The sequence below is a fragment of the Terrabacter tumescens genome (assembly GCF_014646815.1).
Classification (GTDB): Bacteria; Actinomycetota; Actinomycetes; order Actinomycetales; family Dermatophilaceae; genus Terrabacter; species Terrabacter tumescens.
Map to the genome: position 1 here is coordinate 199351 of NZ_BMNZ01000007.1, position 14213 is coordinate 213563.

Sequence of the window (14213 nt, forward strand, 5' to 3'; positions counted from 1 at the left end):
GGCGCCTCAGCCGGCGTCCGGCGAGTCGCCCGTGGACGCCGAAGCCGACACCGAGGCGTACTCGTCGTCACGCTCACCCTGGGCCGGCTCGGCCGCGGCGCGGCCGGCGTCGGTGGCCGCACGGTGGCGCTCGACCTCGACGAGCCGCTCGCTGCGCTGGCGCTCGAGGGCGGCCCCGACGAGACCCGCGAACAGCGGGTGCGCGCGGTTGGGACGCGACAGGAACTCCGGGTGCGCCTGCGTCGAGACGTAGTACGGGTGGACGTTGCGGGGCAGCTCGACGAACTCGACGAGCGTCCCGTCGGGTGACGTGCCGGAGAAGACGAGGCCCGCCTTCTCGAGGTCGGCCCGGTAGGAGTTGTTGACCTCGTAGCGGTGGCGATGGCGCTCCTGCACCTCGGCCGAGCCGTAGGCCTCACGGATGACGCTGCCCTCCTTGAGGGCGGCCGGGTAGAGGCCGAGGCGCATCGTGCCACCGAGGTCGCCGGCGCCCTCGACGAACGCCTTCTGCTCCTCCATCGTCGCGATGACGGGGTGCTCGGTGTCGGGGTCGAACTCCGTCGAGCTCGCGTCCTCGTTGCCGAGGACGGTCCGGGCGTACTCGATGACCATGCACTGCAGGCCGAGGCAGATGCCGAGCGTCGGCACCTGCTTCTCACGGGCCCACGTCAGGGCGCCGAGCTTGCCCTCGATGCCGCGCACGCCGAAGCCACCGGGCACGAGGATCGCGTCGACGCCGCCGAGCGCCTTCTGGGCGCCCGCCGGGGTCTGGCACTCGTCGCTGGCGACCCAGCGGATGTTGACCTTGGCGTCGTGGTGGAAGCCGCCGGCACGCAGGGCCTCGGTGACCGAGAGGTAGGCGTCCGGGAGGTCGATGTACTTGCCGACGAGGGCGATCTCGATGTCGTGCTCGGGGTCGTGCACCCGCTGGAGCAGCTGGTCCCACTCGGTCCAGTCGACGTCGCGGAAGCCCATCCCGAGGCGGCGGATCACGTAGGCGTCGAGGCCCTCGCGGTGCAGCACCTTGGGGATGTCGTAGATGCTCGGGGCGTCGACGCAGGCCGCGACCGCGGTGACGTCGACGTCGCACATGAGCGAGATCTTGCGCTTGATCGGGTCGGGGATGTCTCGGTCGGCCCGGAGCACGAGGCCGTCGGGCTGGATGCCGACCTGGCGCAGCGCGGCGACGGAGTGCTGCGTGGGCTTGGTCTTGAGCTCGCCGCTCGGGGCGAGGTAGGGCACGAGCGAGACGTGCAGGAAGAAGCTGTTGTCGCGGCCGATGAGGTGGCGCACCTGGCGCGCGGCCTCGAGGAAGGGCAGCGACTCGATGTCGCCGACCGTGCCACCGATCTCGGTGATGATGACGTCCGGGGCGTCCGGACCTCCGGTGGCGAGAGCGCGCATCCGGGCGACGATCTCGTTGGTGATGTGCGGGATGACCTGGACGGTGTCGCCGAGGTACTCGCCGCGGCGCTCCTTGGCGATGACGTGGTTGTAGACCTGACCGGTCGTCACGTTCGCGCTGCCGACGAGGTTCACGTCGAGGAAGCGCTCGTAGTGACCGATGTCGAGGTCGGTCTCCGCCCCGTCGTCGGTCACGAAGACCTCGCCGTGCTGGAACGGGTTCATCGTCCCGGGATCGACGTTGATGTAGGGGTCGAGCTTCTGCATCGTGACCCGCAGGCCCCGCGATCTGAGAAGTCGTCCGAGGCTCGAGGCTGTCAGGCCCTTGCCGAGAGAGGAGGCAACGCCCCCGGTCACAAAGATGTGCTTCGTCGTTTCCACCACGGGCTTCGAGTCTACGTCATCCCGAGGGTGTCCGTGGCGTAGCGGTCCACCCACCGGCGCGTCTCGTCGTCGACGGTGGGCCATCGGGCCGCGACGGCACGTGCGGCAGCCCCCGTACGGGCTCGGGCGTCGGGGTCCCCGAGGAGGCGGTCGACCTCACTGGCCACGATTGACGGATCTCCCACGGCGACAAGCGAACCCGCGTCACCGACGAGGCCGGGCAGGCCCCCGGAGCGGGTGACCACGACCGGCAGACCCGCCGCCATCGCCTCCTGCACGACGAGCGCGCGGGCCTCCCAGCGACTCGTCAGGACGAACACGTCCGCAGCCCGGAGCCAGTTCTGCACGTCCGGGCGGGCTCCGACGAACCGGACGACGGGGTCTCCCCCCTCGAGAGGGCGTATGCCGTCCGCCTCGTGCTCGAGGTGGGCGCGGAGCCGCTCGTCGCCGTCGCCGACGACCGCCCAGGTCGCGGGGACCCTGGAGAGCCGGGCAGCCCGCACGAGGGTCGGCAGGTCCTTCTGGGGCGCGATGCGCGAGACGGTGAGCACGAGGGGCCGGTCGGTCGGCAGGCCGGCGCCGGCGAGGAGCGACTCCCGCTCGTCGGGGGCCAGGCGATCGGCCCGCAACAGCTGGGGCACTGCCGCGGACGGCACGAGGGCCGGCTCGGCGCGACGGGCCCCGAGCGACACCGCGAGGTCCACGAGGTCCGAGCTGGCCCCCGTGACGAGGTCGGCGCGCCGCAGGCACCAGCCGAGCAGGCGCCGCGACACAGCGGCCTGACCGCGGGCGGCCGGCGACGACGGGGTGGGCGGCAGGTCGTTGTGCAGGGAGACGACGAGTCGGGGCCGTGGACGCGCGCGGGCGACGGCGACAGCGGCGACGACGGCGGCCTGGTGACCGTGCGCGTGGACGACGTCGACGGTGCCGGCGAGGCGCATGACCCGGTGCCAGTCCACCAGCCCACGCGGAGCGCGTGCACCGGCGTGCACGGGCCACAGCCGGTGGGCGTCGGCCCAGCCGAAGGTGCGGGCCGTGGACTCCGCCGTGACGACCTGCACGTCGTGGCCGAGCCGGCGCAGGCCCATGACGAGGGTGTCGACGTGCGCGCCGACTCCCCCGGTGGCGTGACCGAGCACCATGAGCACCCTCATGCGACCACGTCCGCCGTCTCGGGGTCCGGGCGCCGGCGTCGCACGCGCCTCAGGGCGCTCGGGTCGATGGCGACGGTGACCCCCACCATGACCAGGACGGCCAGCACGCCGACACCGACCCCGACGGCGACGCTGGAGCCGAGCGACTGCCCGAACCCGTGGATGGACAGCCACGAGGCGACACCGCGACCGGCCAGGGCCCCGGCCGCGGACCCGACGAGAGCGGCCACGAGCGGCCGCGCCGGGAGCGAGAGCGCGTGCCGGCCCCAGGTGCGGCCGACGAGCACGACGAGCAGCACCGCCCCGACGACGAGACCGGCGCTCGAGCCGCCGGCGAGCGCGCGCAGGGTGTCCGGGCCACCGGCACCCGACGGGTCCAGCACGACGAGCGGCAGGACGACGGTGGTCAGCCAGCCCGCTGCCGCGATGCCGCCGGCCACGAGCGGCGACCCGCGCACGTAGGACGCCCGGGACAGCAGGCCGATGATGCCGAGGGCGACGACCGACGGGGCGAAGAGCGTCACCGCGTCGCCCATGGTGACCAGCGTCTCGAGGGAGGCATCGGAGGCGGAGCCGACGTCGAGGGCGCTGAAGAACGCCCCGACCGGGATCGCGACCGCGACGAGGGTGGCCGCGCCGAGGAGCGTCACGACGAGGGTGGCGAGCCAGGCCCGGCGCAGCGTCGCGGCCGCGAGGTCCCGCGCCGGCTCCCCCGACGCGTGACGGCTCTGCCCTTCGCTGCCCACCGGCCGGGTGGTGGTCCCGGCGGGCCCTCCATGCATGTCTGCCCGCGCGTCGACGTCACCAGCGCGAGCGGCGTGGGCGCCGGCCAGCGACGGGAACGCGGCGGTCGCGAGCGGGACGGCGAGGACGGCATACGGCAGCAGGGTGACCGCCTGGGCGTACGTGTAGACGTTGAGCGTGCCGGCGCCTCCGCGGTCGTTGGCGAGGCGGATCACGACGAGGGTGGCGACCTGCTGGCCGGCGACCGCGAGCAGTCCCGACGCGGCCAGCACCCGCACCCGGCTCCCGACACCGTCGGGGAAGCGGAGGCGCGGACGCAGCCGCACCCCGCTGCGGCGCACCGGCACGAGCAGCGGCAGCGCGAGGGCCACGACGCCCAGCGTGGTCCCGACTCCGAGCACGACGAGCGCGGTGGGCGAGACCTCGTCGACCGGAGCCGCCGGTTCGAGGACGAGAGCGCGGTAGGCGAGGTAGGTCGCGATGACGACGACGCTCGAGAGCAGCGGGGCGACCGCCGCGCCGACGAAGCGGTGGTGCGCCTGGAGCACGCCGGCCAGGACGATCGCGACGCCGTAGAGCGGCACCTGGATGGCGAAGATCCTCAGCAGCTCGGCCCCGAGGGCCACCTCCCCCGCGCAGCCCGTACCGAGCAGGGCGCCGGCGATCGGCTCGGCGGCGAGCGCCACGACGACGCCGAGCGGCAGGAGGACGACGCCCGCCCAGGTGAGCAGCGCCGAGGCGGTCGCGTCGGCGCCGTCGCGGTCGCCCCGCGCGAGCGCGCCGGCGACGAGCGGCACGGCCACGGCGGCCAGCACTCCCCCGGCCGCGATCTCGAAGAGCACGTTGGGCACGGCGTTGACCGACTGGTAGACGCTGCCGACGCACGTGGCGCCGACGGAGTGCGAGAAGACGAACCAGCGCCCGAAGCCGACGACGCGGGCGACGAGCGTGATGACGGCGATGGTGCCCGCCGCGGCGAACAGGCCGCGGTGCGGGACGGAGCGGCGCGGGGCCGGACGGCTCGCGGCGTCGAAGTCGGGGCGGGTGTCGGAGTCGGGGTGGGTGTCGGAGTCGGGGCCGGAGTCGGGGCCGGCGTCAGTGCCGGCGTCGGGGTCGCTCATGGGCGCCCCCGGCCCCACTCGTCGAGGCGTCGCAGCACCGGGTTGGCCTCGATGACCTTCGTGAAGCTGACACGCTCGGAGGCGAGGGTGAGTGCTGCCAGTGCCGTCAGGGCGACGGCCCGGCCGACCAGACCGGTGCGCTCGACGAGGGCGAGCCCCACGAGGGCGCCGGCGGCGTTGGCCCCGGTGTCGCCGAGCATCGAGCCCGCCGCCAGGTCGTCACGGACGACGCCGAGGGAGGACCCGACGGCCGCGCCGGCAGCCACGCCGAGCCCGCCTGCCGTGCCGACCATCGGCAGGCCCGCGGCGACCGTGACCTTGAGGGCGCGTCCCGGTCGCAGGTCGAAGAGGTTGATCGCGTTGGCCGCCCCCGCGACGACCGCGCCGCCGACGAGCGTCGACAGGACGCCGACGGCCCTCGACCGCCCCTGGCGGCTCGCCGCAGGGTGCGAGCCCGAGTCGACGACCATCGCGCCGACGAGACCGGTGGCACCGAGGCCGACGATCTTCAGCGCGCCGGTCGTGATCTCGCCGCGGGCGAGCGCCGTCAGGTGCCCCTTGAGGCCCTTGTCGGCCGTTCCGCCGGCGAGGTCGTCGAGCGCCCCGAGCGCTCCGGCCGCGAGAGCGACGACCGCGGTCGCGACGGCAGGTCGCCCCGGTCCCTCCGCCCGGCGCGGGCCGAGGGTTCCGGCTGCGGCTCCGGCGGCGGTTCCGGCGGCCGCACCGGCGACAGCGCCAGCCACGGCACCGCCCACCCAGGCCGGTCCCTCGAGGAGCGTGACGGTGGCTCCGGCGTGGTTGGTGCGCTCCCAGGGCTCGCGGAGGCGGGACGGCAGTCGTCGCCCGGCCCGGAGCAGCGTCCAGGACGTCGCGGCTGCCGCGACGAGCGACGCGACGGACGCCGAGGCCGACGCCGCGGCCCGGTCCCGGGCACGGGTGGGGGCAGGGGGCAGCGCCGGTGGAGGGCTCGAGGTCACGGAAGCACCCGCGGGACCTTGGCGGTCGCGCCCGCCGAGACGCCGTAGTGGCCGATCTTCTCGTCGAGCGAGCCCTCGATCGCGAGCACGACCGTCGCCGGGCCGTCGCCCTCCCGCGCATGGTCCACGGTGGAGACGATCTGGGCGGTCTCGGACTTCTCCCGGACGGCCTGCACCGCGTTGGAGGTGACGGCCTGCCCGGCGGCGGCGAGCGTCTCACCTCCGGCGACGACGGTGGCCCGTGACTTGCCGGCGAACGCCGTGACGAGCGCACGGACGGCGTCGGAGCGCGCCGTCACGACCGACTCGGTGCCGGCGTAGTCGCCGGAGACGACGATCGCGAGGTCCGACGGTGCGAGGTCGGCCACGGTGCTGTCGAGCAGGCTGGCGTCGACGAGCACCTTGAGCGCGGCGGAGCGCTGCGCCGACGTCCCGGTCGGGGTCGTGGAGACCATGAGGTCGGTGAGGACCTCGAGCAGCAGCGCGTCGCCCGTGGCGGTGGAGCCGAGCCCGAGCGCGGCTGCGGCGTCACGGGCTGCCTGCGCCCGGTCGGCGGCCTGGCTGGGGTCGAACCAGTCGGGGCTGAGCGTCACGGTCGAGGCGAGCGCTGCCCCGCTCTGCGTCACGACGGTCTCGAGGTTGCTCACCATCGTGCTGTCGGCGGAGGGCATGACGACGACGACGGCGCGGTGGCCCGTCAGCCGGCCGCGCACGACGCGCTGCTGGACGGCCGTGGCGTACTCGTTGGAGGCGTCGACCTGCTTCTCGCTGACCGTCAGCTTGTCGTTGAGCCCCTGCTTCTCCGTGCGCAGGGCCGCGACCTGGTCGCTCAGCTGGTCACCGAGGTTGGCCTGCAGCGGGCCCGCCCCGAGGACGATCCCGACGGCGAGCGCGAGGAACACCGAGATGATCGAGACGAGGTGGTAGCGGAAGTCGATCACGTGAAGATCCCTACGACGGCGGTCCAGAGGTCGTCCCATCGCGCGGCGAGCACCTGCAGCCACGCCTGGCCGGCTGGGGTCGACGCCAGCGCGGCGAAGAGGGCCAGCATGCCCACGAGGAGCATCGTCACGAGCAGGCGCCCCGGGATCCGGGCGCGGTAGAGCTGGCTGACGCCCTTGGCGTCGACGAGCTTGCCGCCGACCCGCAGGCGCGTGAGGAAGGTGGAGGCCTGGCCGTCACGACCCTTGTCGAGGAACTCCACGAGGGTGACGTGCGTGCCGACGGCGACGATGAGCTCGGCGCCGGAGTCGTCGGCGAGCAGCATCGCGACGTCCTCGCTCGTGCCGGCCGCGGGGAAGACGACCGGGGTGATGCCGAGCGCCTCGACCCGGGCGAGCCCCGGCGCGCGCCCGTCACGGTAGGCGTGCACGACGATCTCGGCGCCGCACCGCAGGGCCTTGTCGGACACCGAATCCATGTCGCCGACGACGAGATCGGGCTTGTGCCCCGACTCGAGGATCGCGTCCGCTCCGCCGTCGACGCCGATGAGGATGGGTCGGTACTCGCGGATGTAGGGCCGCAACGCCTCGAGGTCCTCGCGGTAGTGGTAGCCGCGCACGACGATGAGGCAGTGCCGACCGTCGATCTCGGTCGTGATCGGAGGCACGCCGATGCCGTCGAGGAGCAGGTCGCGCTCCTTGCGGATGAACTCCATCGTGTTGGTCGCGAAGGCCTCGATCTGCACCGCGAGACCGGCTCGCGCCTCGTGCATCTGGCTCTGCACGGACTCGGCGTCGAGCAACGTGCCGGTGGCCACCTTGCTCTCGCCCGACCACAGGTCGGCCCCGTCGAGCCGCACGGGCTGCCCGTCCGTGAGCGTCATGACCTCCGGCCCGGCCGCGTCCAGGACCGGGATGCCGGCCTCGACGAGGATCTGCGGGCCGAGGTTCGGGTAGCGGCCGCTGATCGACGCGGCGGCGTTGACCACGGCGGCCGGGCGCGCGGAGACGAGCGCGTCGGCGCTGACCTTGTCGATGTCCTCGTGGTCGATGACGGCGACGTCGCCGGGCTGCAGGCGCTTGGTCAACGTCTTGGTCCGACGGTCGACGCGCGCGATGCCGGTGACGCCGGGACCGGAGTCCCGCGCACGGGGACGGCGTCGGATGGGGAGGGCCATGATGGCCACAATCGTGCCACGTCGGCGCTCCAGCGAACCCATCGGTCCGTGGCACGCGCGGGCGGCACCCGGGGACGAGCGGCCCGGGTCTATCGCTGCCCGATCCGGGCGCCGCCGGTCTGCTCGAGCAGGTCACCCGCGTGGGCGAGTCCGGCCTCGGAGTCGGGGTCCCCGCCCATCATCCGCGAGAGCTCGCGCAGCCGGGCGTCCCCCTCGACGACCGAGACGCTGCTCGAGGTGATGCGGCCGTCGTCGGCCTTGTGCACGACCAGGTGACGGTCGGCGAACGCCGCGACCTGCGCGAGGTGGGTGACGACGATGACCTGCGCGTGCTCGGCGAGTGCCGCGAGCCGAGCCCCGACGTCGAGCGCCGCACGGCCACCGACGCCGGCGTCGACCTCGTCGAAGACGAAGGTGGGCGGCCCGGAGGCCGCCTCGCCGGAGGGACTGCGTGAGCCCACGACCTCGAGCGCGAGCATGACGCGTGAGAGCTCGCCGCCGGATGCCGCGCGGGCCACGCTGCGCGGCGTGGCGCCGGGGTTGGCCGCGAGCAGGATCTCGACGTCGTCGATGCCGTGCCGCGAGAGCCGGACCCGCTGTCCGTCGGGCAGCTCGACACCGTCGGGGTCGGCCCGGCGGCCGAGCTCGACGTGGACGACCGCCTTGCCCATGGCCAGGTGCGCCAGCTCCTCGGACACCCGGACGCCGAAGTCCTCACCGGCTGCGCGCCGGGCGTCGGACAGGGCGAGCGCCGCGGCCACGACGGCGGCCTCGAGCTCGGCCACCTCGGCGCCGAGCCGCTCGACCCGGTCGTCGGCGGTCACGAGCTCATCGAGACGGGCCGCGCCGCGGCCGGACCACTCGAGCACCTCGTCGACGGTCTCGCCGTACTTGCGCGTCAGCACGCCGAGCGTGGCCCGGCGCTCCTGCACGTAGCCGAGTCGCTCGGGGTCGAGGTCGACGTCCTGGAGGTATGCCGTGAGGTCGGCGGAGAGGTCCGTGACGAGGGTGCCCACCTCGTGCAGACGCTCGTCGAGCCCGGCCAGGGCCTGGTCGTGGGCGGTCGCGGGCGCCAGCGCCCCCCGGGCCGCACCGATGAGGTCGCGCACGTTGGGAGCGGGCTCGGCGGCGTACTCGTCCCCGCTGAGGTCGGCCAGTGCCTGGGCGGCCGCGAGCCGAAGCGTGTCGGCGTGGGCCAGGCGCTCGTCCTCCGCGCGCAGCGCCACGTCCTCACCGGGCTGGGGGTCGACGGCCTCGATCTCCTCGAGCGAGGCCGTCAGCGAGTCGATCTCGCGGGCGCGTTCGCGCGCCTCGGAGACGAGCCGGGCGTGCTCGCGGGCGGAGTCGCGCCACCGGTCGTGCAGCTCTGCCACCCGGTCGCGCAGGACGGTGAGCTCGGGGCCACCGAAGTCGTCGAGGACGGCCCGGTGGGCGTCACCCTGCTTGAGCCGCCACTGGTCGGCCTGGCCGTGCACGGCCACGAGCAGCTGCCCGAGCTCGGCCAGCACCGAGACGGGAGCGGTGCGGCCACCGACATGGGCGCGCGAACGTCCGGCCGCGGCGATGGTGCGCGCGATGACGAGCTCGCCGTCCTCGTGGTCGGCGCCGGCCTCGTCGGCCCGGACGAGCGCCGGGTGGTCGAGCGGCAGCTGGACGACCCCCTCGACGAGGGCGGAGGACGCCCCGGTGCGCACGAGCCCGGAGTCGGCGCGCTCACCGAGGAGCAGGCCGAGGCCCGAGACGACCATGGTCTTGCCGGCACCGGTCTCGCCCGTGAGCACGTTGAGACCGGGGCTCAGGTCGAGGACGGCGTCGTCGATGACCCCGACCCCGCGGATCCTCATCTGGCTGAACACGGGACCACCTTAGGGCCGGGCACCCACGCCGCCGTCGACGTCGTCCACGGGGTCGAGCGCGGGGTCGTTGGCACCAGGGGCGTCCAGGGCGTGTGTGCCGACCGCGCCGTCCACGGCTTCGGTGGCGTCCACGGGTGCGACGCCGTCGCCGTTGCCGCGCCACCCGGCGACGGACAGGTCGAACTTGGCGACGAGACGGTCGGTGAACGGGGCGCTCGTCAGGCGGGCGAGGCGCAGCGGCCGCAGCCCGCGGCGTACCTCGATGCGCGCCCCCGGCGGGAGGTCGACGTGGCGCCGGCCGTCGCACCACATGACGCCCGCACCCTCGGTGGCCGCCTTGATCTCGACGGCGAGGTGCGTGTCGGGCCCGAGCACGAGGGGCCGGGCGAAGAGGGCGTGCGCGGCGCTGGGGACGAGCAGGATCGCCTCGACCTGGGGCCAGACGACGGGGCCACCGGCCGAGAAGGCGTAGGCCGTGGACCCGGTGGGCGTCGACACGATGACGCCGTCGCACCCCCAGCTCGACAGGGGCCTGCCGTCGACCTCGATGGTGACCTCGAGCATGCGCTCGCGTGAGGCCTTCTCGACGCTCACCTCGTTGAGCGCCCAGCTGCTCGCGATGAGGTCGCCGTGCAGCTTGGCGTCGACGTGGAGCGTCATGCGCTCCTCGACGGCGTAGTCGTTGCGGGCGATGTGCTCGACGGTGGCGTCGAGGTCGTCGCGCTCGGCCTCGGCGAGGAAGCCGACGTGCCCGAGGTTGACCCCGAGCAGGGGCACGTCGACGCTGCGGGCGAACTCGGCGCCGCGCAGGATCGTGCCGTCACCACCGAGGACCACGACGAGGTCGCACCCCTCGGCCGCCTGCTCCTCGGCGGAGGAGATGTGCACGCGGGAGCTGTCCTTGAGGTCGAGCGCCTTGGCCTCGTCGGCCTGCAACGACACGTCGATGCCGAGGTGGGTCAGGCGCTCGACGACGCCCTTGGCGACCGTCAGCGCCTCGGGGCGTCTCGGGTGGGCCACGAGCAGGATCCGGCGAGTCACGAGGCTCCTTCCAGGTCGATGGCCCCCAGCATGTCATCCACCGCCGTCGCCGGTGCCCCGGGGACCGGTCGCGGCGCCAGCCAGAAGAGGAACTCGCGGTTGCCGTCGCCCCCGGCGATCGGGCTGGCCGTGGCGCCGTGCAGGTGCAGCCCTTGTTCGGCGACGACAGCGGCCACCTCGCGCAGCACGCGGCGGCGCTCGTGCGGGGAGGTCACCACGCCGGTCCGGCCGAGGCGCTCGCGCCCCACCTCGAACTGTGGCTTGACGAGGACGACGAGGTCGCCGTCGTCGGTGACGAGCGGACGCATGGCCGGCAGGGCGATGGCGAGCGAGATGAAGCTGAGGTCGGAGACGACGAGGTCGAAGGCGCCACCCAGCGCAGCGGCGTCCACGTCGCGGATGTTGGTGCCCGGCAGGTCGCGCACTCGCGGGTCGGTGGCGATCGAGTGGACGAGCTGGTCGTGGCCGACGTCGAGAGCCGTCACGTGGGCGGCGCCACGTTCGAGCAGCACCTGGGTGAAGCCGCCCGTGCTGGCACCGACGTCGAGACAGCGGCGCCCGTCGACGGCTATCGGCCACGTGTCGAGCGCGTGCAGCAGCTTGAGGGCGGCCCGCCCGACCCAGCGGTCCGGCTCCCGGGTCAGCTCGAGGGTCGACGAGTCGTCGACGGGGAGGGCAGGCTTGGCGGCCGGCTTGCCGTCGACGAGGACGACTCCGGCGGTGACGAGCTCACGAGCCTGGGTGCGCGACCTGGCCAGACCGCGCGCGACGAGCTCGACGTCGAGGCGCCGCGTCACGCCCCACCGAGACCGCCGAGGCGGCTCTGCAGGCTGCGGTGGGCGTGCTCCCCCGCGTCGATGCGCTCGGCGAACGAGCCGGACTGCGACTCGGCGAGGCGCATCATGGCCTCGTCCACGGCCTCGTCACCGGTGACCGGCGGCGTCGGCACAGCGCCGGCCGCGTCGTCTGCCATGGCCTCGTGCCCGCTCTGCTCGACGCCGTCCTGCGCCGTCATCGGCTCGTCGGCCGCGAGGTCCTCGCGTCGAATGTCGCTCTCGCCGAACATGTCCTGCCTCCGTGCCCCGTGAAGTGGTCCGCTGCCGTCACGCTACCGGGTCGGCGCTCACACGTCGTCGAGCAGGCGGTCGAGCGCTTCGGCGCCGGCCGCGACGCTCTTCTCTCGTCCACCCGGTGAGCCGGCAGGGTCATCCCGCATGGCCAGCAGCGCCGCCAGCCCGGCGCGCACGACCTCTATGACGCCCGCACTCCCCTGCGCGATGCGCAGCCCGTCGTGGGTGGGTGTGACCCGTGCCGTCCCGCAGCGCCACGTGTCCCCGTCCCGGTCGGACACGGCATACGGCCTCAGGAGGTCGTCGAGCGAGCCGAGGACGTAGGTCGGGCGCGCCCCGCCGGCGACGAGGTCAGAGGGCCGGTCGACTCCGGTCAGCACCCACGCGGAGTCGATGCCGGCCGCCTCGGCGCCGGCGATGTCGGTGGCCAGGCGGTCACCGACCGCAAGGGTCCGCGCCGCGGGCGTCCCGAGTCGCTCCAGCGCCAGCCGGTAGAGCGGCGGGTGCGGCTTGCCGACGACGTGCGGGCGTCGCCGCAGCGCGCTGGCCAGCAGGTCGACGTACGCGCCGTTGCCGGGCGACTGCCCCCACGGCAGCGGCAGCGTCGCATCGTCGTTGGTCGCGACCCACGGCAAGCCCGTCGTCAGGAGTCGGGCCGCGGTCTCGAAGTCGCTGACGCGCAGCTGCTTGCCGTAGCCCTGCAGCACGGCCCGGACTGCCTCGAGCCCGTGGGTGTCCACGCTCGGGTCGACCGGCACGAGACCGGCGTCCCTCAGGGCCTCGACGGCGCCCTCGCCCCCGAGCGCGAGCACGGCAGACCCGGGCTCGAGCTTCTGGGCGAGACGAGCCGCCCCGGCCTGCGCGCTGGACACGACGTCGGACGCCGTCGCGGGCGCACCGGCGTCCGCGATCTGCGCGGCCACGTCGGCAGGGACCCGCGAGGCGTTGTTCGTGGCGTAGACGACGCGCACGCCGCGCGCCACGAGCTCCTGCAGGGCTTCGGCCGCACCGGGGACGGCGTCAGCACCGCGGTAGACGACTCCGTCGAGATCGCACACCAAGCCGTCGTATGCCGTGACGAGCGGTTCCAGCGGCTCCACCGTGTCCATGCGACCTCCTCGAGGACGACCCTACGGGGCGGTCGTGGACGGTGGAGCACACGTCCGGAGACGACCACGGGCCCGACCTGTGGCGGTCGGGCCCGTTCGGCGTGCGTCGCTCAGCGCTCGTCGCGCTCGTGGCGCTCGTCGTCGTCCTCGTCGTCCTCGTCGTCCTCGTCGTCCTCGTCGTCCTCGTCGGCGTGGCCGACGGGCTGGACGGGGTAGTCGTCCTCGTCCTCGTCACCGAGCAGGTCGGTGAGCTCGACGCCGTCGAGCTCCTCGAGGCGCTCGGCCGCGTCGGTGGTCAGCTCGTGGTCGGCGTCCGCGGCCCGGGCGAACCAGTCGCGGGCGACCTCGAGGTCACCGGCTGCGAGCTTGGCGTCGGCGTACGCGTAGTAGAGACGCGCGGCGGATGGGCGGTTCGGGTTGATCCGCTTCACGAGGTCGCTGAGCCCGGCCGCAGCGGCATCGAGCTGACCGAGGTCGCGGCGGATCCCGGACACGACGATGGCCAGCTCAACACGGTCGTCGATGGCCAGGTTGTTGGCCTCCTCCGACTGCGCCAGCTCGAGGGCCTTGTCGTGGCGGCCCAGGGCGCGCTCGCAGTCGACCATGAGGGGCAGCAGGTGGCTCGACCCCGACAAGCGGCGAACCGTGCGGAACTCACCGAGCGCACGGGCCCAGTCGCCGAGGCGGTAGGCCACGAGCCCCAGGGACTCACGCGCGGCGGGCACGCGGCCGGCGCGGCGCACGGCGGTCTCGGCGTGGGCCAGGGCGGCCTCGGGCTCGACGTCGAGCAGCTCGGCCACCATGACGAGGTGCTGCGCGACGCCCTCGGCGTTCTCCTTGGACAGGGTGCGCAGCTGGTTCTTGACGCCGCGGTCGACCTCCTGGCCGGTGACACCCTCGCGGATGGCCGGCTCGGGCTTGCGCGGGGACTTGGGCGTCAGGCGCTGACCGCCTCGACGATCCTCGCCCTGGGGACGGCCTGCGCCCCCACGAGGCCGGTCCTCGAAGCGTCGGGGTCCACGGTCGTCACGACCCGTACCAGAGCGGCGGTCGTCGGACCGGTACCCGCCGCGGTCACTGCTGCCGCCGCTGGAGCGGCGGTCGTCCGAGCGGTACCCGCCACGGTCGCTGCCACCGCTGGAGCGGCGGTCGTCGGAACGGTACCCGCCACGGTCGCTGCCACCGCCGGAGCGGCGGTCGTCCGACCGGTACCCGCCACGGTCGCTGCCACCGC

At 74.2% G+C, this 14213-nt stretch carries 12 protein-coding genes; all 12 read right to left on the minus strand.

What is annotated here, in order from left to right:
- Positions 1 to 6: 6 nt before the first annotated feature.
- Positions 7 to 1788, minus strand: a complete 1782-nt coding sequence (pyrG, locus tag IEY30_RS18240; RefSeq protein WP_052358867.1) for a CTP synthase — start codon at positions 1786 to 1788, stop codon at positions 7 to 9.
- Between the two features lie 11 nt (positions 1789 to 1799).
- Positions 1800 to 2942 (minus strand): glycosyltransferase family 4 protein, encoded by a 1143-nt coding sequence (locus IEY30_RS18245; protein WP_030201719.1) that lies wholly within the window; start codon positions 2940 to 2942, stop codon positions 1800 to 1802.
- Positions 2939 to 4807, minus strand: a complete 1869-nt coding sequence (gene murJ / locus IEY30_RS18250) for a murein biosynthesis integral membrane protein MurJ (protein ID WP_081920630.1) — start codon at positions 4805 to 4807, stop codon at positions 2939 to 2941. The genes IEY30_RS18245 and murJ overlap by 4 nt, the downstream gene beginning before the upstream one ends.
- On the minus strand, positions 4804 to 5784 hold the full coding sequence (locus tag IEY30_RS18255; protein WP_229675080.1) for a hypothetical protein: 981 nt from the start codon (positions 5782 to 5784) through the stop codon (positions 4804 to 4806). The genes murJ and IEY30_RS18255 overlap by 4 nt, the downstream gene beginning before the upstream one ends.
- Positions 5781 to 6725: a copper transporter gene (locus IEY30_RS18260; RefSeq protein WP_030201710.1), complete on the minus strand. Its 945-nt coding sequence runs from the start codon at positions 6723 to 6725 to the stop codon at positions 5781 to 5783. Before IEY30_RS18260 ends, IEY30_RS18255 begins: the two co-directional genes overlap by 4 nt.
- Positions 6722 to 7903, minus strand: coding sequence for a putative cytokinetic ring protein SteA (gene steA, locus IEY30_RS18265; RefSeq protein WP_030201706.1), 1182 nt, complete (start codon positions 7901 to 7903; stop codon positions 6722 to 6724). The genes IEY30_RS18260 and steA overlap by 4 nt, the downstream gene beginning before the upstream one ends.
- Before the next feature lie 89 nt (positions 7904 to 7992).
- Complete coding sequence (gene recN, locus IEY30_RS18270) at positions 7993 to 9759, minus strand: DNA repair protein RecN (RefSeq protein WP_188960170.1); 1767 nt, start codon at positions 9757 to 9759, stop codon at positions 7993 to 7995.
- Between the two features lie 9 nt (positions 9760 to 9768).
- The gene (locus tag IEY30_RS18275) at positions 9769 to 10800 is read right to left on the minus strand and encodes an NAD kinase (RefSeq protein WP_229675081.1); all 1032 of its coding nucleotides are present in this window, start codon (positions 10798 to 10800) and stop codon (positions 9769 to 9771) included.
- Positions 10797 to 11597 carry a TlyA family RNA methyltransferase gene (locus IEY30_RS18280; protein WP_043417236.1) on the minus strand — a complete coding sequence of 267 codons (801 nt, stop codon included), beginning with the start codon at positions 11595 to 11597 and terminating at the stop codon, positions 10797 to 10799. The genes IEY30_RS18275 and IEY30_RS18280 overlap by 4 nt, the downstream gene beginning before the upstream one ends.
- Complete coding sequence (locus IEY30_RS18285) at positions 11594 to 11866, minus strand: hypothetical protein (protein WP_030201697.1); 273 nt, start codon at positions 11864 to 11866, stop codon at positions 11594 to 11596. Before IEY30_RS18285 ends, IEY30_RS18280 begins: the two co-directional genes overlap by 4 nt.
- 57 nt (positions 11867 to 11923) lie before the next feature.
- Positions 11924 to 12979: an HAD-IIA family hydrolase gene (locus IEY30_RS18290; RefSeq protein ID WP_030201694.1), complete on the minus strand. Its 1056-nt coding sequence runs from the start codon at positions 12977 to 12979 to the stop codon at positions 11924 to 11926.
- Positions 12980 to 13089: 110 nt separating this feature from the next.
- A partial coding sequence (locus tag IEY30_RS22015) for a tetratricopeptide repeat protein (protein ID WP_229675082.1) occupies positions 13090 to 14213 on the minus strand: 1124 nt, incomplete at its 5' end.